Here is a 19,169-nt window from a genome sequence, read left to right as displayed (position 1 = left end):
GGTACAAGCAAAGGAAAACCATGAAGGTCAGCCCTAGCGTGAAGAGGATCTGCGAAAACTGCCGCGTGATCCGCCGTCACGGCCGCGTCATGGTGATCTGCATTAACCCACGTCATAAGCAGCGTCAGGGCTGAGCAGATTTCCATCGCGGAATACAAAGAATAAGGCGCTAAGTCACAGCAGAAGCTGAACCCTGGGTGCGCAGGCCCAGGCCGCATCTAATAATGCGGAAGACTTGGTGCACGACCTGCGTAACAGTAAAGGAATTACAATGGCACGTCTTGCCGGAGTAGATATTCCCAATGAGAAGCGCATTGAGATTGCCCTCACCTACATTTTTGGTGTTGGCCGCACTCGCGCTAAGGAAACGCTTGCCGCGACCGGTGTGAATCCGGACACTCGCGTCAAGGATCTTACGGATGAACAGCTGATCACCTTGCGTGATTATCTCGAGGCTAATTACAAGATCGAGGGCGATTTGCGTCGTGAAATTGACGCAGACATCCGTCGTAAGATTCAGATCAACTGCTATCAAGGCCAGCGTCATCGCAAGGGTCTTCCTGTGCGTGGTCAGCGTACCAAGACTAATGCTCGTACCCGTAAGGGCCCGAAGCGTACTGTCGCCGGGAAGAAGAAGGCCACCCGATAGTAGTCGGTGGTCGGCTCTAGGCCACGGATACATTTCCATCGTCTAGACATACCAACTCATTCGTCATTAGGAAACGAGGGTCAATGGCAGCTGCAAAGCAAGCCTCGCGCAAGCCGCGTCGCCGGGACCGCAAGTCGGTGCCGGTTGGGCAGGCGCATATTAAATCAACATTCAATAACACGATTATCTCCATCACCGATCCATCCGGTGCAGTCCTTTCCTGGGCTTCCGGTGGTGACGTCGGCTTTAAGGGTTCCCGTAAGTCGACTCCTTACGCTGCAGGTATGGCTGCTGAGTCTGCCGCTCGTAAGGCAATGGAGCATGGCCTTAAGAAGGTCGACGTGTTTGTTAAGGGTCCAGGTTCCGGTCGTGAAACCGCTATCCGTTCCCTCCAGTCCGCGGGTCTCGAAGTTGGTTCTATTACCGACGTTACCCCGCAAGCGCATAACGGCGTACGCCCACCAAAGCGTCGCCGCGTCTGAGCACTCTTACGAATCCATCCATCCAACCCGCTTATGGGCGGCGAGTGCACCACCGACCAGAAGCTGAAAGGATACCAAAGTGCTTATCGCACAGCGTCCGACACTTACCGAGGAATCACTGAATCCCCAGCGTTCTCGCTTTACTATTGAGCCGTTGGAACCAGGTTTTGGCTACACTCTCGGCAATTCGCTGCGTCGTACCTTGTTGAGCTCCATTCCAGGTGCTGCCGTTACTTCGGTACGCATTTCCGGAGCTTTGCATGAGTTTACGACTCTGCCAGGTGTTGAAGAAGATGTCACTGAAATTCTGCTGAACATCAAGGGCATCGTGCTCACTAGTGAGTACGACGAGCCTGTAGTGATGTATCTGCGCAAGAATGGTAAAGGTGAAGCAACCGCTGGAGACATTACTCCTCCGGCTGGCGTTACTATTGCCAACCCTGAATTGCATATTGCTACACTTGCTGAAGATGGTGAACTTGAGATTGAGTTTACTGTTGAACGCGGTCGCGGCTACGTACCAGCTCAGATGAACAAGCAGGAGAACAGCGAAATCGGCCGCATTCCTGTGGATTCGATCTACTCGCCAGTTTTGAAGGTGAGCTATAAGGTCGAAGCTACCCGCGTGGAACAGCGCACGGACTTCGATAAGCTCATCCTGGATGTGGAAACCAAGCCAGCTATTACACCGCGCGATGCTGTTGCGTCCGCAGGTTCAACCTTGGTTGAGCTTTTCGGCCTTTGCCGTGAGCTTAATCTTGAAGCCGAAGGTGTTGAAGTTGGTCCAGCGCCAATGCGTGAGGAATCTGATTCCCAGCTGGCTACACCGATTGAAGAAATGAATCTTACCCAGCGCAGCTACAACTGCTTGAAGCGCGAGGGTATTCATACAGTCGGCGAATTGGTAGTTCACACTGAGCAGGATTTGCTCGATATTCGTAATTTCGGCATGAAATCCATCGATGAGGTCAAAGAGAAGTTGCAGACCATGGGTCTGTCTTTGAAGGCTTCGCCGATTGGCTTCGACGCCAATAATCTCGAAGGTGGCACTTTCTTCTCGCCTGAAGACGAGTAGAATTCACCTGCAATCGTCGTAAATTCGGATGTTCGGGTTGATGCCCACCTGAGTTTTCGGCAATTGCGACAATAAGGAGTAATAATGCCTACACCGAAACAAGGCCCTCGTCTGGCTTCTAGCCCGGCTCATGAGCGCCTGATGCTGGCCAACATGGCGACCAGCCTCTTCCAGCACGGTCGTATTGTGACGACGTTGCCAAAGGCAAAGCGTCTTCGTCCGCTTGCTGAGCGTTTGATTTCATTCGCTAAGCGTGGCGATTTGCATTCGCGTCGTCGCGTGTTGCGCGTGATTCGCAACAAGTCCGTGGTTCACGTTCTTTTCACTCAGATTGCTGAGCAGATGAAGCAGCGTGAAGGCGGCTACACCCGCATCGTGAAGATTGCTCCACGTCGTGGCGATACCGCTCCTCAGGCAATTATTGAGCTTGTAACTGAGCCAGTAAGCCCAAAGAAGGCTGTTGTGAAGGAAGCTGAAGCAGCTACTAAGGTAGCAGCTAAAGAAGAAGCTGCCGAGTAGTCAGCATTTCAGCTTTACGCATCGGTAAAGTAAATCTTAAAGTTAAGCGTAAAATCGCTTCTTGAAGAATTGCTAAAACGAGTCGAGGATTTCCTCGGCTCGTTTTTTATTTGTATTATTATTGAATTATGTCGAATGTTATTGATTTGTTGCGCAACGATTTCTCTACCTTCGCTCAGCGCAAGTTTAATGCCGTAGATGCGCTGATTTTGTGCGAGCTATCTTATATAAATATGCCAACGTACGTGCCAAAATATTGCGATAATCCAAAGAATATTTCTACTGTATCTATTAACGAATTGCTTAGAATAGAAGAATATTCGTCAATGTTTTCTTCTGGATCTCCCAAAGTAGATAAATTCCGCAGGAAGCTGCTTCTTGCTGTCGCTTCCAGCCCTAGGTATAGGGGAATTCGCGTAGGGGAGTATCTTGAGAGGTTTGATGAATCAAATATTGACGAATCATTAGAGCAGCAGTTTGCTGGAGTTACTTTTGATCTTAGCAATTGCGAGGGGATTGATAATCCTCATACTCTTGTTGTTGCGTATCGCGGCACTGACAGTACGCTTGTTGGGTGGAAAGAAGATTTCAACATGGCTTTCCGCTGCCCAGTGCCAGCGCAAGAATCTGCTGCTGAATATTTGACTTCTGTAGCGCAAAGATATAGCAAGCGTTATTCTAATAAAAACTTCTTTAATAAAAACTTCTTTAATAAACTTTGTGCGAACAAAATTTTTGCCCGCTTTTCAAAATCTTCCGTAGACTTGCAAAATAATAATCCAAATATTATTGTTGTCGGTCATTCAAAAGGTGGGAACATGGCTGCTTATGCGGCTATGCGCTTAGATGCTACAAGTCAAAAACTAGGTGATCTTGTATCAAAAATTTATTCTATGGACGGACCTGGTTTTGCGTCTGATGTAGTGGATACAAGCGTTTTTGCGAATGTTTCAAGTCGTATTGAAAAAGTAGTTCCGCAGTCTGCCTTTATTGGATTGATTATGGATACGGGAGTGCCGTATAAGGTTACATTTGCCGATTCGATTGGATTAATGCAACATTTTGGCATGTATTGGCAGATTAAAAATGGTGATTTTGACTACTGTGATTGCGTAACTCCGCGCGCTCTGGCCGTTTCTAAGGCTGCAAACGAGTGGATGATGAATCTGCCATTCGAGGAGCGAAAGCGCAGAATTGACAGCGTTTACAGCATTTTTAGCAGTTTGGGTTACCCAACTTTTGATGAAATGTCTTCTCATTGGTCGGAGGTTGTTCCTAAATTATTGAAGATTGCAATGCATATGGATTCAAAAACTTATGAGCTTATTCGTAGTGTTATGAGTGCTTTTGCGCTTGCGGGCGGCAGCTCTTCGGATAAGAAAAGCTAGTGGAAAGTCTGTTTGGAAAGGTTTTGAATGCGACTTCGCTTAGATTTAGCTTACGATGGTGGCGGATTTTACGGTTGGGCTAAGCAGCCTACTTTGCGAACTGTGCAGGGTGAAATTGAGGGGGCTTTGCACACAGTATTGCGTGTGCCAGAAGGGGATGCTGCTGAGCCGCTGCGCCTTACTGTGGCTGGTCGTACGGATACGGGCGTGCATGCGTCGCATCAGGTTTGTCATCTTGATGTTTGTGAAGAAACTTTGCTGCGATGCGTAGGGCATACCGGATTGAACGGTGTTTGCGCGCTCGAGTACCGGCTTAAGCATGTTTTGCCGCAAGATATTTCGTTGAATAAGGTAAGTGTTGCTCCACTTGGTTTTGATGCACGCTTTTCTGCGTTGGAGCGCACGTATGTGTATCGTATTTGCGACGCTTCTGATTATTGTGATTACGATCCTCGTATGCGTGGTTTTGTTTTGAAGCTTGACGATGTTTTGGATGTTGATGCAATGAATCAGGCTGCTGGGCTTATGATTGGCCTTCACGATTTTGGATCTTTTGCGCGTCCTAATCCTGGCGGCACCACTATTCGCGATGTAAAGAGTGCTTGTTGGGAACGTGTTGGGGAGCGCGCTAATGACGTGCGCGTTAAGCTTAAAACTGGATGCGTGCCGCCTGTTGAGCAGGGTTTGCTTGAGTTTACTATTGTTGCTGACGCTTTCGCTCACAATATGGTGCGCTCGCTTGTGCAGGCTTGCGTGCAGATTGGGCGTGGAAAACGTTCTCTTGATTGGTTTGCTGAGAAGATTAATACGCCGCTTCGAGAAGGTTCTACTGGGCCGATTGCGCCGCAAGGGTTGACTTTGGAATATGTAGCTTATCCGCCGGATGATGAGCTTGCTTCTCGTGCGGAGCAGATTCGTGCTCGCCGTGATTCCGCTGAGTTATAGCGTTTCAACTCGCCAGAATTTTATATTCGCGCCATGGTTTACAATTGAAAAGTTGCGTTTGTGCGCGCTTTTGTTGCGCCAAATTGCAAGTGGATGAATGTCCGAGCGGTCTAAGGAGCACGCCTCGAAAGCGTGTGAGGGTAAAATCCTCCGCGAGTTCGAATCTCGCTTCATCCGCGAATTAACCAAGCCTAAAGCATGTAAATTGCTTTAGGCTTTTTTAATTCGTCGAGCTTTCTCAAAACTGAAAGTGCACTTCACTTTCAGTGAAAGCGAGGTCTGCCTTCGTCTCGATTGGCGAAGGCAGGGCAGGCTAGTGTGTTAGCGTAGTGTGTTAGGTTTGTGTTGCTGCATTTTTAGATTATAACGACATTTAGTTTAATAAACTTTATTTTCATTTGCTTGTGATTCTTTCTCTAATACGGAACTAATCCAATCTAAGTCGTCCATAGTAGATATCTGCAATTCATTGGTATATCTACGAAGATATAGCCATCGTCCAATTACATCCCAAATAAAAATACTTCTTGGACAAGTATTTTTTTCATCAAAATTAGGTGTTTTTCTCTTTCTAACTAATTTAACGTATTTTTGCAATGATTTAGATTCTTCTATATCTTCGACAACAGATGCAGTGGAATTTGCATTTACTACAGCATATTCACAAACTGATTCCTCATGTTCAAGAAGTATATATGATAACAAAAGTAAAATCATATACGAAGCAATAAAAACAGTAATATATTTACGAATACGTTTTTTAGCTTGCTCTGATAAGCGATTAGATAGTGTATGTTTAAAATAATGTAGTAACGACATTAGTTATACCTCTATTGGAGACCATACCAAATTATACTATTTCAAAACCAAATTTGTATCTGTTGGGTAGCCTAGAGCGTAGGCGCGCAATAATCTGGAAGTAATCAGCTTTATTACAGCATCTTTAAAATCCTTATGCGCTTGAACAGCAGAGTATTCGTAGCTTGTTTCGTCGCGATTGTTTTTTGACGCGCTTTTAGTTTTATTTTCTTCAATAACTATTATTTGATTAAAAGCAGTAAGCTCAGCTCGCGCGCAATCCATATAAGCTATGGCTGCAATCGGCAAATCTTTTCCGCTTGCCTTATCTTGCGCTTTTCCACTTTCAAGAGCGTCGGATGGAATCTCATATATTTTTTTGCGCAAATCATCGCCTTTTCCGGATGCGTTCATAAAAGTTTGAGCATTTGTTGATGCCATATCGCTATATTCCAAAGGCAGTCCTGGAACTTTTTTTGCGGCTAAAGTTTGTAGTATAAACGCTAGCTGGTCTTCTGCAGCTGCTGCGCTGGCCAAAGGGTGATGTGTCCATTGAAAATTGTTGTAATGCTTTACTGTTTTTGTAAATTGTATATAAGCGTTACGCTCTAGTTGATGAGTTATTGAAGATTCTGCGTTTTCTGGTGTAGCTGTGTTTTCTGTGCTTTTGTAAGTATTTTCTTCATCGCTTGTGCCAGAAATTTCTTCAGCAATTTCTTCAGCAATTTTTGACTTATTATTTTCAGATTCTTTAGATAATATTTCCCATTTTGCTTGCGCGCTATAAACAATACTTTCGCTTAATCTTCCTGGACATTGCTGTGCTACAGTTTCCCATTCTTTTGCAGAAGATTCCAAGTCTGAAGCAGATATATTATTTGCGTTGTTTTCAATAAATTGTTGATTTTTTTGCGCTAAACGGTAGGCTTTTGCGCAAATATTTTCGCCAGAAGTAGATTTTACAGTATGATCTACGTGAATGTTTTGCAATGTGCCGCAAGATGCTAGAGTAAAAACTAGCGTAGGTGTCAATAAAGCACAAACGAAAATCTTAAGCGCAATTTTTATGCTGCGCATTGCGTTAGTGCGTACGGCTTTTAACAAAACATAAAGTGTCTGCATAATCTACTAAAATAGCCACTGACTGTGACCAATATCGACTGTGTTAATTCAGTAAGATATTGGCTTGTCTGCAACTTAAAGCAAATCTGATTATAAAAGCTATATCAGAAGGCAGAACAGTTGCAAAAAATAATAATCATAAATGAATGCGTTATAACGAGAGGACGTGCGCGATGGAATTGGATTTGGCGGGAATGCATCAGCTTGCGGCACAGCAGGGGATTAATGCCGAGGAGCTGGACGAGGCGCTCGCCGAGGCCTTGCGTCTTGCGTATATGAAAACCGCTCATCCTGCAAAGCATGTGCGAGTTGAATTGGACGAACGTGCAGGTTCGTTCACTGTGTGGGCTAGGGATGAAATTCCTGGTAAGCCTACTGAAGATAACCCGTATCCGGCTCCAACGCTGGGTGAAGAGTATGATGATACTCCTCGCGATTTTGGCCGTCTTGCTGCGGCAACAGCCCGTCAAGTTATTAGCCAAATCTTCCGTAAGGCTGAAGATGATCGCGTATTTGGTGCTTTTTCTGGTCAAAAAGGCAAGCTGATTAATGGAATTATTCAGCAGGACGCCAAAGATACTACTAATATTCATGTTGCTGTTGGGGATGTTGAAGCGATTTTGCCTCGCCGCGAGCAGGTTCCAGGTGAACGTTACCGTCATGGCGAGCGTATTCGCGTGTATGTTGTTAATGTTGCGCGTGGTCTTCGCGGACCAGAAATTGTGGTTTCTAGGTCGCATCCTGAGCTTGTTCGTCGTCTTTTTGAGCGTGAGGTTCCAGAACTTGTTTCTGGTGCTGTTTCGATTATGGCGATTGCTCGAGAGGCTGGAGCTCGCACAAAGATTGCTGTACGTGCTAACTCTGAGGGCGTTAATCCAAAGGGCGCTTTGATCGGTCCTGGCGGTTCTAGGGTTCGTGCTGTAATGGAAAACTTGGGTCAAGAAAAGATTGATATTGTCGATTGGTCGGATGACCCAGCAAAGTTTGTTGCCGCAGCGCTTTCTCCAGCAACTGCTACACAGGTGCAGGTAGTTAGCGAAAAAAGTCAGACTGCAGTTGCGTTTATTCATGATGCTCAGCTTTCACTTGCTATTGGCAAGGAAGGTCAGAATGCTCGTTTGGCTGCAAAGCTGACTGGTTGGAAGATTGGCATTGAGTCGCAAGAAGAGCATGATAAGAAAGTTGCTGCAGCTCAAGCTCAAAACGCATAATCTTTAGTAGTGGCGACACTCGCACCAATCCAACGTTTCGAGTATGCTGAAAGCTGGAATCTGGGCGAAAAGGCAGTAGCATCGTCCTGCACAAGACGAGGTACAAGATCATGGTCGCACGATGATATATCGCACGATAATAAATAATAAGCTCGCAATAATGTAAAGTGGCCGCGCGCGCTAGCGCTGCCACAGACAGAGGAGAACACTGAGTGGTTAAAAAGCGCGTGTATGAACTGGCCAAAGAATTTGGTGTAGACAGTAAAACCGTGTTGGAGCGTTTGAAAGGCATGGGCGAATTTGTTAAGTCCGCTTCTTCAACAGTTGAGGCTCCAGTAGTGCGTCGTTTGCAGGCGGCGCTGGCAGCTGAAGGAAATCAAGCAGGCAGTAAGTCAGGTAGCAAGCCTGCTAAGGCTGCGGCAAATCCTGCTTCAACTACAGCTTCAACTATAGCTTCAAAGCAAGCTGCAAATCAGTCTGTAAATCAGTCTGCAAAACCTTCTGCACCAAAAGCTAAGTCTCAGGCTGAATCTCAGAAGCACTCTGCAGGCAATCAAAATTCGGAGCAATCCGAACGTTCTGCAGCTTCTAAGCCATCACCAAAGTCTGAAGCAAATCACTCTCGCACGAATCATAATCCTCGTCCATCTTCTTCTGGCGAATCAAAGCATGCAGAGCGTCGTGGTGAAAATCGAGAAAATCACGAAAATCGTGCGCAAATGCCTCCTCGTCCGCGCCCGCATCAGGGTGCTCAGGGAGCAGGTAATGCAACACCTCGTCCTGGGAATAATCCGTTTAGCCGTAAGCAGGGCATGCGTTCTCCTACCCCTGGAGATATTCCTCGTCCTCACCCAATGTCTCGTCCAGGCGCTCAAGATGGCCGCGGTGGTCGTCCAGGCCAGGGTGGAGCAGGTAATGCAAATGGTGCTCGCGGTGAACGTGGCGGGAATCGTTCTCGCGGCGGTCGCTCTAACCAAGGAGCTGGGCGTTCTCAGTGGTCAGGCCAGCGTCGCGGTGGCGCAGGTAATGGTTCTGGCTCTTCAAATAGCAGGCCTTCTGCAGAATCGCGTTTTAATGCTAATCAAGCTGCAACTTTCCAGGCTGCGGCTGCTGGTGCTCCTAATGGTGGTCCATCTCGCGGCGGCGGTCGCGGTAGGGCTGGTGCTGCAGGCGCATTCGGCCGTCAGGGAGGTAAGTCTTCTAAGGCTCGTAAGAACCGTTTAGCGAAGCGTCGTGAATACGAAGAGCTTAAAGCACCAGTTATTGGCGGCGTGCGCATTCCTTCTGGTAATGGCGCTACTATTCGTTTGCGTCAGGGTGCAACTCTTTCTGACTTGGCAGAAAAAATTGATGTCAATCCAGCAGCTTTGGTAACTGTGCTCTTCCACTTGGGAGAAATGGCAACTGCTACGCAGTCTTTGGATGAGTCGACATTCCAGATTTTGGGTGAAGAAATCGGCTGGAATATCAATATTGTTTCTGCTGAAGAAGAAGATAAAGAGCTTTTGCAGCAATTCGATATTGATTTAGATGAAGAAGAGTTGCAGGAAGATGACGATTTGCAATCTCGTCCACCTGTTGTTACCGTTATGGGTCACGTTGATCACGGTAAAACTCGCTTGCTCGACACCATACGCAAGTCGAATGTTATTGATCGCGAAGCTGGCGGTATTACGCAGCGAATTGGCGCTTATCAGGTAACTGTAAATCTTGAGGGTAAGCCTCGCAAGATTACATTCCTCGATACCCCAGGTCACGAAGCGTTTACTGCTATGCGTGCTCGCGGTGCTGAGCTTACAGACGTTGCTATTCTTGTTGTTGCAGCAGACGACGGCGTGATGCCTCAGACTGTTGAAGCAATTAACCACGCTCAAGCGGCTCACGTGCCAATTGTTGTGGCTGTGAACAAGATTGATGTTGAAGGCGCTAACCCAGACAAGGTTCGTGGTCAGCTTACAGAATACGGTTTGGTTGCTGAAGAGTACGGCGGCGACACCATGTTTGTGGATATTTCCGCAAAGCAGGGTACGAACGTTAATAAGCTTCTTGAAGCTGTGCTTCTTACTGCAGACGCAGAGCTTGATCCTAAAGCAAATCCAAATATGGACGCTCGCGGCGCAACTATTGAAGCTCGACTCGACAAAGGTCGCGGTGCTGTTGCAACTGTTTTGGTGCAGCAGGGTACTCTTCATGTTGGTGATTCTATTGTTGCAGGCACTTCTTACGGCCGTGTTCGCGCTATGCTCGACGAAAACGGAAACCACTTGCAGGACGCGGCTCCTTCCACTCCTGTTCAGGTGCTTGGTTTAACTTCTGTTCCAACCGCAGGCGATCTGTTCTTGGTTACTTCGGACGACCGTTCTGCTCGTCAGATTGCGGAGAAGCGTGCAGCTACAGAGCGTGCAGCTCAGCTTGCTAAGCGCCGCAAGGTTGTGTCTCTTGAAAGCCTTAAGGAACAGTTCGCTAAGTCTGAAGTTGACATGCTGAACATTGTTATTAAGGGTGATTCTTCCGGTTCTGTTGAGGCTTTGGAAGATTCCTTGATGAAGATTGAGGTTTCTGAAGAAGTTGGAATCCAGGTTATTCACCGCGGTGTTGGTGCAATTACTCAGAACGATGTGAACTTGGCAACTGTTGACAAGGCTGTGATTATTGGCTTCAACGTGCGTCCAAACCGCCAGGTTGCAGATTTGGCAGATCGCGAGGGCGTGGAAGTTAAGTACTACTCTGTTATTTACAAGGCAATTGAAGATATTGAAGCTGCTTTGAAGGGTATGCTTAAGCCGGAGTTTGAAGAAGTTGTTACTTCGCATTCCGAAATTCGCGAAATCTTCCGTTCTTCCAAGTTCGGCAATATTGCTGGTGTTATGGTTCAAGACGGCGAAGTCAAGCGCGGTACGAAGTGCCGTATTTTGCGCGACGGCGTTGCTACAGTCAACGACCTGGAAATCTCCAGCTTGCGTAGGTTTAAGGATGACGTGCAGTCCGTTAGCGAAGGTTATGAAGCAGGTATTAACCTTGGAAGCTTCAACGACATTGAGCTTGGCGACGTAATCGAAACCTTTGAAATGAAGCAGATTGAGCGCAAGTAATATGGCAGGAACAAATCCTAGAGCTGCTCGTATTGCAGCGTTAATTCAGCGCGTAATCGCCTCTAATATGGAGTCGCAGTTGCACGATAAGCGTCTTGCTAGTGTAACTATTACGGAAGTTCGAGTTACTAACGATTTGCAAATTGCAAAAGTTTATTGGACTCAGCTTGGTCATGCTGGAAAAGAGCAGGGTGAGCGTCAACGTGCAGCCCAGGCTTTACAGCAGGCTCACGGACGTTTGCGATCCTTGGTTGGTGCAAAAGCTGGCTTGCGTTTAACTCCGCAATTGCAATTCGTTTACGACGAAGTGCCTACGGAAGCGCACGAAATTGAGGATATTTTGGTTGCTGCTCGTCATCGTGACGAAGAGTTAGCTAAAATGCGCGAAAACGCTAAGTATGCTGGCGAATCTGATCCGTATAAGAAACCGCATGAAGATGATGAGTCTGACGACGATTTTGAAGATGACGACTTTGAAGATGACGAACCTGCAGAATCTTCAGAACCTTATGAATCTGCAGAATAGCGCGAAAAAATCTTAATTTGCATATGACGCAATTCACACCATCTTCCGGCATTTTACTTGTAGACAAGCCGCAGGGAGTTACAAGTCACGACGTTGTAGCCTGCGCTCGTCACCTTTTGCACACAAAACGTGTAGGTCACGCAGGAACGCTAGATCCTATGGCAACAGGTTTGCTAATCGTAGGTTTTGGTAACGCAACGCGCTTGCTTAACTACATGCTAGGTCACAACAAAACCTATGAGGCGGTAATTCGCTTGGGTGAGTCTACGACTACAGATGATGCAGACGGTGAGATTTTGCAACAAAACAATCTGCAATTAGGTCCGGGAGTTGTTACTAAAGCTGCAGACGATTTGCTTTTGAAGCTTCTTCTTGAAAGCGATTCTTGTAATAGTGAGCTCATAAACCAAGCTTTTGAGCGCATTAAGCAAGTTATTAAAGAAAACTTAACTGGCAAAATTATGCAAGCTCCAACCGCTTTTTCTGCAATTAAAATTAACGGTCAGCGAGCATACGATTTAGCTCGCGAAGGAAAAACTGTAGAAATTCCGTCTCGCGAAGTAACTATTAGCGATTTTTATGTTGCTAATCCTTGTATTTTGCGCGGCAAAAGCGGAAGAAAAGTATGCGATATTACTGCAACTGTTTCTTGCAGTAGTGGCACATATATTCGTGCTTTAGCGCGCGATTTAGGCCGTATTCTTGGAGTTGGTGGGCATCTTATTTCGCTTCGACGCACAAGCATCGGCGATTTTTCAGTAACAGATCCTCGCGTTCTTAAACTTCGCACGGAAACTCGCGAATTTACCGATAGGGAAGGTGTTTTACAAAAACGTTCAAAAGCTGTGCTGGAAAAAGATTTTGACGCCGATATTTGTCTTTCTAAAACCTGCTTAAACATGTTTGAAGCAGCCGAGCATACTTTACCAATGCTACAAATTGACGAAACTCAAGCTCGAGACTTGCGTTTTGGGCGCTGGCTTAGTTTTGAATCAGAAGAAAATTCTCAACAATATCCTGCAATAGCCTACGTTAAATCCTCAAACAATGCGCAAAATGACGTTGTTGCTGTAGTTGAGCAAGCAAAAAATAGCAAAACTAATCAAATCAAACCAATTGTGGTATTTCCGGCAAGCCAGAAGACTGGTAAACTGTATTAAGGATTGAAAATAAGGAATTACGCAAGACGTATTGCGTACGTAAAGCTTCAACGCGGATAGTAAGGATATCATGAAGGTCATCGACATTCGACCAGATGCCAACGGCATGATTAATTGGCCAACGCTAAGTGCAGAGCGTAAAGCAGTTGTTACAATTGGTGTGTTCGACGGTATGCACAAGGGGCATCGTGAGGTTGTTCGCCGCACTGTGGAACTTGCGCACCGTCACGGCGCGTTTTCTGTTGTTATTATGTTCGATCCGCGCCCAAGTGTAGTGCATGCAAACCCTGATTTATACGACGATTTTGGCGATTGCAACACGGATCTTCCAGAAGATTCGGATGCGCTTACCAGCGTTCGTCAACGCTTGCGCGTGCTTTCTGAGCTAGATGTTGATCACGTTGTTATTGTGCGTTACAGCCTTGCTTTTGCTGCAAAATCGTACCGTTTCTTCTTAGGTCAGCTCGTAGGAAAGCTTGGTATGAGAGCTTTGGTTCTTGGTTCTGACGCTGCTCTTGGTGCTCGTAGGGCTGGAAATATTCAAGCGATTCGCGAATTATCTAAAGCAACGGGTGTTTTTGAGCTTATTGAGGTAGAAGATTTAGGTCCGGAGGATGTTCGCGTGCCGGATCCTATTGTGCGCGAAGTTCCTAAGGGTTCTGGAGAGCCGGAAGATCCTGCTGAAGGCATGAATAAGGCGGAATATCGCGCTTGGAGTAAGAGTATGCCGAATAAGAAGGTGCGTGCTTGGAGCTCTACGAATGTTCGTTGGATGCTTGCAACTGGGCGCGTTAAGGCGGCTCGCGAAATTTTGGATCAACCGCATCGCGTTGAAGGAACAGTGGTTCATGGAGATGAGCGCGGTCGTGAGATTGGTTTCCCAACAGTGAATCTTGGCGAAAAAATTGAAGGATATATTCCAGTTGACGGCGTATACGCTGGTTGGGTTGTTGATTTAGATTCAGATAATAAGAATGAAATGCGCCCAACAAAGAGCACTGTGCCGGATGTTAGCGTTTTGCGCCGAGATGAGCTTCATTTAGGCGTACATTCTCCATGGCGTTGGCCAGCTGCGATTTCAATCGGCACAAAGCCAACGTTTAATAAAGATGGTGAGGACGAAGCTGAGCGCACAGTTGAAGCTTACGGATTGTTCGACGATTGGAAGGATTTGTACGGACATCGCGTTTGCATTGAGTTTGCTAGTTTCTTGCGCCCACAGCAGGCTTTCGATTCTGTTGATGAGCTAAAAAATATGCTTAAAGCCAATGTTGAAGAGGTGCGTGCAATTACTGACGCTGAGGCTGAAGACTAAATTTACTTACTGTCTTACAACCCAAGCGCTTGCAACGCATCTCGAACGTTGCGCACTTCAACAATCTGCAATCCTGGAATATTAATTTTCTTTCGAAGCGGGCACACAACAACGCGCTTGTATCCTATTCTGGCCGCCTCGCGCAAGCGTGGCTCCATTCTAGGAACAGGACGCACTTGACCAGTTAAGCTTATTTCGCCAATTGCGCACGTTTTTTTAGCTACGGCTTTTCCGCTGGCAGCGCTTGCCAAAGCAGCAACAATTGCAACATCGCACGAAGGCTCTTTTGCAAGCGCGCCGGCAATCGTAGAAACATACAGGTCTTTTGCTAGTAAATTAACTCTTCCATGACGATACAAAACAGCCGTAAGCATTGCAATACGGTTTGCGTCAACCCCAGAAACTGCGCGACGAGGTGTTGGTAGTGCAGATTGCGTTACAAGCGCCTGTATTTCAATCGGTAAGCTTCGGTGTCCTTCTAGCGTAAAAGTAACGCAAGTGCCGTCGTTTGCGCCATCTTGCGAATTTTTACCTTGATTATCGTTTTCTGTAGAAGACAAAAACAGTCCGGAAGGATCTGGCACTTCCTCAATTCCTTCGCCGCTCATATCGAAGCAGCCAACTTCGTCAGTTGGTCCAAAACGATTCTTAACAGCCCTAAGCATGCGCAAAGCCGTCTGCGAATCTCCCTCAAACTGGCAAACTGTATCAACTAAATGCTCAAGAGTGCGAGGGCCTGCAATAGAGCCGTCTTTAGTAACATGACCAACCAGCATAACTGGAATATTATTCGTTTTAGCAACGTCAATAAGAGCGCTCGCAACTTCGCGCACCTGAGTGGAGCCGCCGGTAATGCCTTCAACGTCTCGGGCAACAATTGTTTGAGCAGAATCAACAATAGCAAGCGTTGGCCTGTGTGCTTCAATAAGATCAAGAACAGTGTCTAAGTCTCCGGTTGTTGCAAGAAGCAAGTAGTCGTTTACAGCGTTAATTCTAGATGCGCGCAACTTTACTTGGGCGGCTGATTCTTCGCCGGAAATGTATAAAACAGGAGGATTTCCATTTAATTTCGCCTGTTTTGCAATATTTGACGCAGCTTCTAAAAGAAGAGTTGATTTTCCGATTCCAGGCTCACCTGCAATAAGAGTTACTGAACCAGGCACAAGACCGCCGCCTAAAACGCGATCAAATTCGCCAAAGCCTGTGTGAATACGAAGTGCATCGTCGGCTTCAATTTCGCTCATAGGTTGAGCTGATATTGATGCGTTTGTTGCGTTTGCAAAGTTTGCTGTTTTTGCTGAGTTCGCTGACAGGTATCCTGCGTTTGCTGCCGTATTTCTAGCATTTCCAGAGCGCGTCATCCTAGAGGTGCGAGTAGTTTTTGAAAGTCCGCTAACGCGCGCTTCTTTAAACTCGTTTACTGTGCCCCATTCTCCGCATTCTGGGCAGCGTCCATACCATTTTGACCCGCTCCAGCCGCATTCGGAGCATAAATAGTGCAGGGGAGATTTACTAGCCATATTTAGACGCTATATGTCTTTAGAGACAATGACGCGCTGTGCTTTATGAAGCCCCAAAAAAGCAGTGTTGCAGACTTACGCGTCATCATGCTGTGAGATAATGCAAGTATGTCGGATATGAATGTTTCAAATGCTAATGGATCAACACATCGCAAATTATTAGTTGTAGTTACGTCTGCAGCAGTAGTGGTTATTTTAGCGTTTCTTTCAGCTTTCGTGTGGCCAGGTTGGGCGCTTAATCACGATAATTCTGCAAATAAAAATCATGTTGCTGTGCAAAAAACACCATCTATACCGGCTAAAACTTTGCCGGTTTCTTCAACAGCTTTGTTGAAGTCTATGCCGGATAGTGTTCTTGATTTTGCGCGAGTTGACGCAATTCCTAGCGCAACTTGGACTGAATCGTCGCCTTTGGAAGAATATAGCGTAAAGTATTCAACAGGTCAGAGCGATGGTGAGGTTTCGCTGACTGTTGCGCAATGGTCGAATCGTGATTCTGCAAATAAGCAATACGAAGCATTGCTCGACGGTCTTAAGGGTTCAGACGTTGCAAGCGGTAAGATTCAAGTTGCTGGTAAAACGGTTGGCAGCTACGTGCTTCGCGTTGATGAGAATGATAAAACTCAGGCGAGCGCATTATGGCAAAACGACACTGCTGTTTTTGAAGTAACTGGTTCGAAGCAGTCTGTAGAGCGTTTTTACCACAGCTTCCCAATGTAAATTTCTTCAAAAAGCACTGTTCTTTGTGACGGGACTGTCCAAAGTCGTCAAAACGGTGTAACATTAGGCAAGTTGCACACTTTACATAGGAATGGAGGCTTCAGATGGGTTCTGTCATCAAGAAGCGCCGCAAGCGGATGAGCAAGAAGAAGCACCGCAAACTGCTGCGTAAGACTCGTCACCAGCGCAAGTAATTATGCTTATGCGTTGATGCGTGTCTGAACGTTTAGGCACGTAAATACTTTTTATAAAGCGTCGGTTTTTCCCGGCGCTTTTTTATTTATTTATATATTTCGCGGATTGTCTTGCAAATATTCGTGTGGTGAGATTTGAGATTTTTCGCACTGAGAAAACAATGAAGTAGGTAGTTGCACTCACCCGCAGCTTAATTGCGCGACTTTAGTTGCACTTAGTAAACCACGCACTTTGCGTAACTTTTTGCACGAGTCTATGAGTTTTGTGTTGTCGTTTAGTGTGTTGAGAGGCTGGAAAAATTGTGTTCAGCAATAAAAGAGGACTGAGGAAGCGACATTGTTAAAAGATAGGCGAACACGGCAAAATACTTTAACAGTTAAAGCGACGAAGGACGGGGCTTGCGCAAACACAAATTTTCTAGCCTCGTCAAAAACAAAAAACTAAATCAGTCACAAAACTCATAGACGAAACGCAAGAATATCGCAAATAAAAACTCGTTGCAATAAAAAATAGAGCCAGTAAAATGCTGACTCTATTTGCGATTGCTTAGTTGCGCTATTTATTCGCGGCTACTTATTTGGGTTTGTAAGTGTGCGAGGACCGTTTGGGTCGCCAACAATCACTGTGTCAACCATGTTCAAGAACAAGCCGTGTTCTACGACTCCGACGGTTTCAATCAAATCTTTAGCCAACTCCTGTGGATGCTCAATGCGCTCCATGTGCAAATCAACCACGAAGTTGTTCTCGTCGGTGCGCACTTCCTTGCCGTTAGCGTCAAGACGCAAAACTGGTTTATATCCGCGCTTTTCGAACTTACGAATCACCTGTGCGGAGCCAAACGGAATCACCTCAACTGGAAGTGGGAATTTGCCAATTGTGTCAACTACCTTGCTTGCGTCCACAATCCACACAATGCGGTCTGAGTTAATGGCCACAATCTTTTCCCAAAGCAGAGCCGCGCCGCCGCCTTTAATGCCGTTGAAGTTCTTATCAACTTCGTCAGAACCATCAATCGTAACATCAATATGGTCTACTTCATTAATGTCGAGAATCTTAATTCCGTAGCCTTCTGCCTGCTCCTGCGTGCGGCGAGAAGTGGTGACTCCTGTGAAGCTTAAGCCTTCTTCCTTAACTCTGCGGCCAAGCTCGTCAACCAAGAATCGCACTGTAGAGCCGGTGCCGAGGCCAACCATCATCCCATTTTTTACAATCTTTGCGGCCTCAATGCCTGCTGCCTTTTTAAGCGCGTCTTGTTGTGCTTTATCCATTATTCCTGCTTTCTTGTTTTTTGTTATTCCCGAGTTCGTCGATGAACTTCCATCGCATTTGCGGGAGAGGCTTTTACGCTTTATGCTGTTGCGCTTTTATGCGTGCCTCATTTTCGTACATTTCCATATTAGTCTGTGTGCAGATTTTTATGGTTTATTTGTTTGCTTGATTTAGGTAGAAGTCGGTTGGAGATAAGCGCAAAGTGCCGTCGGGTTCGACGTATCCGCTTACGTTAATTGTGCCGGAAATAAAACGCGCCTGGCCGTTAAAAGTTGGGCTTGTGTTTGGCGGGGGAGTAAACTGCAGCACTCCAGAAACACTTAAACCAGGTACTGGCTGGGGCGTGATTTGCGGCTTTATTTCGGGCTTTATTTCTGACTCGTGCGCCTCGTTTGATTCATCTGCTTCGTTTGATTTTTGAGTAGAATCTTGCATATTTTCGGCAATTTTAGACGCGTCTTGAGTGTTGCTATTTTTCACGAAATCTGGGTTTGTGTCTTCTCCAACTGCGCGCCCAATATGGTATTCTTCGCAAGAAATCTTATTTTCCATTAACGCTTTTGCGTCTTCAGGAACGTCAGTTCCGCTTGCGTATGGCGAAGAAAGTAGCGACTTCCAGCCTTCTAAAGGCAAGTAACCGTCCTTCAAACCATTTCGGCAATCTTCCGCATATGTGCGCGCTAATGTATCAACTTTTTCGTTTCCAGCGTTTCCAGCGTGCCCTTTAACCCACACGAATTTTACAGCACCTTCGCGCTTAGTAATTTCCGCATCAATAGCGCGAATCAAATCTGCGTTTTTTACAGGCTCGTTTTTGGAATTTTTCCAACCGTTCTTTTTCCAGCCGTGAATCCACGTAGTTGAGCAGTTGATTGCGTATTGTGAATCAGTTTCGATTGTAAGAGGCTCGCTTCCTGGGTGCGCTCGCAAAGCTTCCAAAACCGCGCATAATTCACCAATTTGATTCGTGCCGTTAGTTGCGCCTCCAGCGTCCGCGTTGCCAGTGTGATGGTGCTCGCTAGTGCTACCAGCCTCGAAGCCGTGATCTGCCCATGCCCAACCCATTGAACCGTTTGGGTTTCCTAATGCGGAACCGTCTGTAGAAACAACTATCATGGCAAACCTTTCAAAAATGCGCCGGCTGCAAATTGCAACCAGCGCAATTAGTGTATTTTTTATTTAC

General features: G+C 46.3%; 19 protein-coding genes and 1 tRNA gene. 15 read left to right on the top strand and 5 right to left on the bottom strand.

Annotation, left to right across the window (positions count from 1 at the left end; genetic code table 11):
* Positions 1 to 20: 20 nt before the first annotated feature.
* From rpmJ to CGSMWGV1500E_RS01370, 8 genes are all read left to right on the top strand, one after another.
* Positions 21 to 134 (top strand): 50S ribosomal protein L36, encoded by a 114-nt coding sequence (gene rpmJ / locus CGSMWGV1500E_RS06330; protein ID WP_003842636.1) that lies wholly within the window; start codon positions 21 to 23, stop codon positions 132 to 134.
* A gap of 137 nt (positions 135 to 271) precedes the next feature.
* Positions 272 to 649, top strand: coding sequence for a 30S ribosomal protein S13 (rpsM, locus tag CGSMWGV1500E_RS01340; protein ID WP_004105472.1), 378 nt, complete (start codon positions 272 to 274; stop codon positions 647 to 649).
* 83 nt (positions 650 to 732) lie between these two features.
* Entirely contained in the window at positions 733 to 1,131 is a 399-nt protein-coding gene (gene rpsK / locus CGSMWGV1500E_RS01345; protein ID WP_004105468.1) for a 30S ribosomal protein S11, read from the top strand.
* Positions 1,132 to 1,210: 79 nt separating this feature from the next.
* Entirely contained in the window at positions 1,211 to 2,206 is a 996-nt protein-coding gene (locus CGSMWGV1500E_RS01350) for a DNA-directed RNA polymerase subunit alpha (RefSeq protein ID WP_004129016.1), read from the top strand.
* 84 nt (positions 2,207 to 2,290) lie between these two features.
* Complete coding sequence (gene rplQ, locus CGSMWGV1500E_RS01355; protein ID WP_004129014.1) at positions 2,291 to 2,725, top strand: 50S ribosomal protein L17; 435 nt, start codon at positions 2,291 to 2,293, stop codon at positions 2,723 to 2,725.
* Positions 2,726 to 2,853: 128 nt separating this feature from the next.
* Complete coding sequence (locus CGSMWGV1500E_RS01360; RefSeq protein WP_004129012.1) at positions 2,854 to 4,113, top strand: Mbeg1-like protein; 1,260 nt, start codon at positions 2,854 to 2,856, stop codon at positions 4,111 to 4,113.
* A gap of 27 nt (positions 4,114 to 4,140) precedes the next feature.
* Positions 4,141 to 5,058, top strand: coding sequence for a tRNA pseudouridine(38-40) synthase TruA (gene truA, locus CGSMWGV1500E_RS01365; protein WP_004129010.1), 918 nt, complete (start codon positions 4,141 to 4,143; stop codon positions 5,056 to 5,058).
* A gap of 91 nt (positions 5,059 to 5,149) precedes the next feature.
* Positions 5,150 to 5,235 (top strand) — tRNA-Ser (locus CGSMWGV1500E_RS01370).
* 201 nt (positions 5,236 to 5,436) lie between these two features.
* On the opposite strand, the gene CGSMWGV1500E_RS01375 is transcribed toward CGSMWGV1500E_RS01370, so the two are convergent.
* Entirely contained in the window at positions 5,437 to 5,877 is a 441-nt protein-coding gene (locus CGSMWGV1500E_RS01375; RefSeq protein ID WP_004129008.1) for a hypothetical protein, read from the bottom strand.
* 36 nt (positions 5,878 to 5,913) lie between these two features.
* Positions 5,914 to 6,978: a hypothetical protein gene (locus CGSMWGV1500E_RS01380; protein ID WP_004129005.1), complete on the bottom strand. Its 1,065-nt coding sequence runs from the start codon at positions 6,976 to 6,978 to the stop codon at positions 5,914 to 5,916.
* Between the two features lie 173 nt (positions 6,979 to 7,151).
* On the opposite strand from CGSMWGV1500E_RS01380, the gene nusA reads away from it, so the two are divergent.
* The 5 genes from nusA to ribF all read left to right on the top strand — a co-directional run bounded on the left by nusA (position 7,152) and on the right by ribF (position 14,282).
* Positions 7,152 to 8,189 carry a transcription termination factor NusA gene (gene nusA / locus CGSMWGV1500E_RS01385; protein WP_004129004.1) on the top strand — a complete coding sequence of 346 codons (1,038 nt, stop codon included), beginning with the start codon at positions 7,152 to 7,154 and terminating at the stop codon, positions 8,187 to 8,189.
* A gap of 212 nt (positions 8,190 to 8,401) precedes the next feature.
* Positions 8,402 to 11,281 (top strand): translation initiation factor IF-2, encoded by a 2,880-nt coding sequence (gene infB / locus CGSMWGV1500E_RS01390; RefSeq protein WP_004129002.1) that lies wholly within the window; start codon positions 8,402 to 8,404, stop codon positions 11,279 to 11,281.
* Position 11,282: 1 nt separating this feature from the next.
* Entirely contained in the window at positions 11,283 to 11,807 is a 525-nt protein-coding gene (rbfA, locus tag CGSMWGV1500E_RS01395; RefSeq protein ID WP_004129000.1) for a 30S ribosome-binding factor RbfA, read from the top strand.
* Between the two features lie 23 nt (positions 11,808 to 11,830).
* Positions 11,831 to 12,967, top strand: a complete 1,137-nt coding sequence (locus CGSMWGV1500E_RS01400) for a tRNA pseudouridine synthase B (RefSeq protein WP_004128998.1) — start codon at positions 11,831 to 11,833, stop codon at positions 12,965 to 12,967.
* Between the two features lie 70 nt (positions 12,968 to 13,037).
* Entirely contained in the window at positions 13,038 to 14,282 is a 1,245-nt protein-coding gene (gene ribF / locus CGSMWGV1500E_RS01405; RefSeq protein ID WP_004128996.1) for a bifunctional riboflavin kinase/FMN adenylyltransferase, read from the top strand.
* Between the two features lie 14 nt (positions 14,283 to 14,296).
* Here the strand turns inward: ribF and radA are convergent, their stop codons facing one another.
* Positions 14,297 to 15,802, bottom strand: a complete 1,506-nt coding sequence (gene radA / locus CGSMWGV1500E_RS01410) for a DNA repair protein RadA (RefSeq protein WP_004128993.1) — start codon at positions 15,800 to 15,802, stop codon at positions 14,297 to 14,299.
* Positions 15,803 to 15,919: 117 nt separating this feature from the next.
* On the opposite strand from radA, the gene CGSMWGV1500E_RS01415 reads away from it, so the two are divergent.
* Positions 15,920 to 16,522, top strand: a complete 603-nt coding sequence (locus tag CGSMWGV1500E_RS01415) for a hypothetical protein (protein WP_004128990.1) — start codon at positions 15,920 to 15,922, stop codon at positions 16,520 to 16,522.
* A 104-nt stretch (positions 16,523 to 16,626) separates the two neighbouring features.
* A complete protein-coding gene (locus CGSMWGV1500E_RS06325; RefSeq protein WP_004268639.1) occupies positions 16,627 to 16,716 on the top strand; it encodes a 30S ribosomal protein bS22 in 90 nt (29 codons plus the stop codon).
* A gap of 570 nt (positions 16,717 to 17,286) precedes the next feature.
* Here CGSMWGV1500E_RS06325 and rpiA read toward each other — a convergent pair.
* Together rpiA and CGSMWGV1500E_RS01425 are read right to left on the bottom strand one after the other, a co-directional pair.
* The gene (gene rpiA, locus CGSMWGV1500E_RS01420) at positions 17,287 to 17,985 is read right to left on the bottom strand and encodes a ribose-5-phosphate isomerase RpiA (protein WP_004128983.1); all 699 of its coding nucleotides are present in this window, start codon (positions 17,983 to 17,985) and stop codon (positions 17,287 to 17,289) included.
* A 154-nt stretch (positions 17,986 to 18,139) separates the two neighbouring features.
* Entirely contained in the window at positions 18,140 to 19,102 is a 963-nt protein-coding gene (locus CGSMWGV1500E_RS01425; RefSeq protein ID WP_004128981.1) for a ribonuclease H family protein, read from the bottom strand.
* Between the last annotated feature and the right edge of the window lie 67 nt (positions 19,103 to 19,169).

This window comes from Gardnerella vaginalis 1500E, from assembly GCF_000263595.1.
In the GTDB taxonomy this organism is placed as follows: Bacteria; Actinomycetota; Actinomycetes; order Actinomycetales; family Bifidobacteriaceae; genus Bifidobacterium; species Bifidobacterium vaginale_E.
This window is presented reverse-complemented; position numbering and strand designations above follow the sequence as displayed.

Excerpts from the sequence above, each read along its gene's own strand:
- CGSMWGV1500E_RS01380 (WP_004129005.1), bottom strand. The coding sequence starts at position 6,978 with ATGCAGACACTTTATGTTTTGTTAAAAGCCGTACGCACTAACGCAATG.
- nusA (WP_004129004.1), top strand. The coding sequence starts at position 7,152 with ATGGAATTGGATTTGGCGGGAATGCATCAGCTTGCGGCACAGCAGGGG.
- rplQ (WP_004129014.1), top strand. The coding sequence starts at position 2,291 with ATGCCTACACCGAAACAAGGCCCTCGTCTGGCTTCTAGCCCGGCTCAT.
- CGSMWGV1500E_RS01400 (WP_004128998.1), top strand. The coding sequence starts at position 11,831 with ATGACGCAATTCACACCATCTTCCGGCATTTTACTTGTAGACAAGCCG.
- rpsK (WP_004105468.1), top strand. The coding sequence starts at position 733 with ATGGCAGCTGCAAAGCAAGCCTCGCGCAAGCCGCGTCGCCGGGACCGC.
- CGSMWGV1500E_RS06325 (WP_004268639.1), top strand. The coding sequence starts at position 16,627 with ATGGGTTCTGTCATCAAGAAGCGCCGCAAGCGGATGAGCAAGAAGAAG.
- truA (WP_004129010.1), top strand. The coding sequence starts at position 4,141 with ATGCGACTTCGCTTAGATTTAGCTTACGATGGTGGCGGATTTTACGGT.
- rbfA (WP_004129000.1), top strand. The coding sequence starts at position 11,283 with ATGGCAGGAACAAATCCTAGAGCTGCTCGTATTGCAGCGTTAATTCAG.
- rpsM (WP_004105472.1), top strand. The coding sequence starts at position 272 with ATGGCACGTCTTGCCGGAGTAGATATTCCCAATGAGAAGCGCATTGAG.
- CGSMWGV1500E_RS01375 (WP_004129008.1), bottom strand. The coding sequence starts at position 5,877 with ATGTCGTTACTACATTATTTTAAACATACACTATCTAATCGCTTATCA.
- CGSMWGV1500E_RS01415 (WP_004128990.1), top strand. The coding sequence starts at position 15,920 with ATGAATGTTTCAAATGCTAATGGATCAACACATCGCAAATTATTAGTT.
- CGSMWGV1500E_RS01360 (WP_004129012.1), top strand. The coding sequence starts at position 2,854 with ATGTCGAATGTTATTGATTTGTTGCGCAACGATTTCTCTACCTTCGCT.
- rpmJ (WP_003842636.1), top strand. The coding sequence starts at position 21 with ATGAAGGTCAGCCCTAGCGTGAAGAGGATCTGCGAAAACTGCCGCGTG.
- ribF (WP_004128996.1), top strand. The coding sequence starts at position 13,038 with ATGAAGGTCATCGACATTCGACCAGATGCCAACGGCATGATTAATTGG.
- CGSMWGV1500E_RS01425 (WP_004128981.1), bottom strand. The coding sequence starts at position 19,102 with ATGATAGTTGTTTCTACAGACGGTTCCGCATTAGGAAACCCAAACGGT.
- radA (WP_004128993.1), bottom strand. The coding sequence starts at position 15,802 with ATGGCTAGTAAATCTCCCCTGCACTATTTATGCTCCGAATGCGGCTGG.
- rpiA (WP_004128983.1), bottom strand. The coding sequence starts at position 17,985 with ATGGATAAAGCACAACAAGACGCGCTTAAAAAGGCAGCAGGCATTGAG.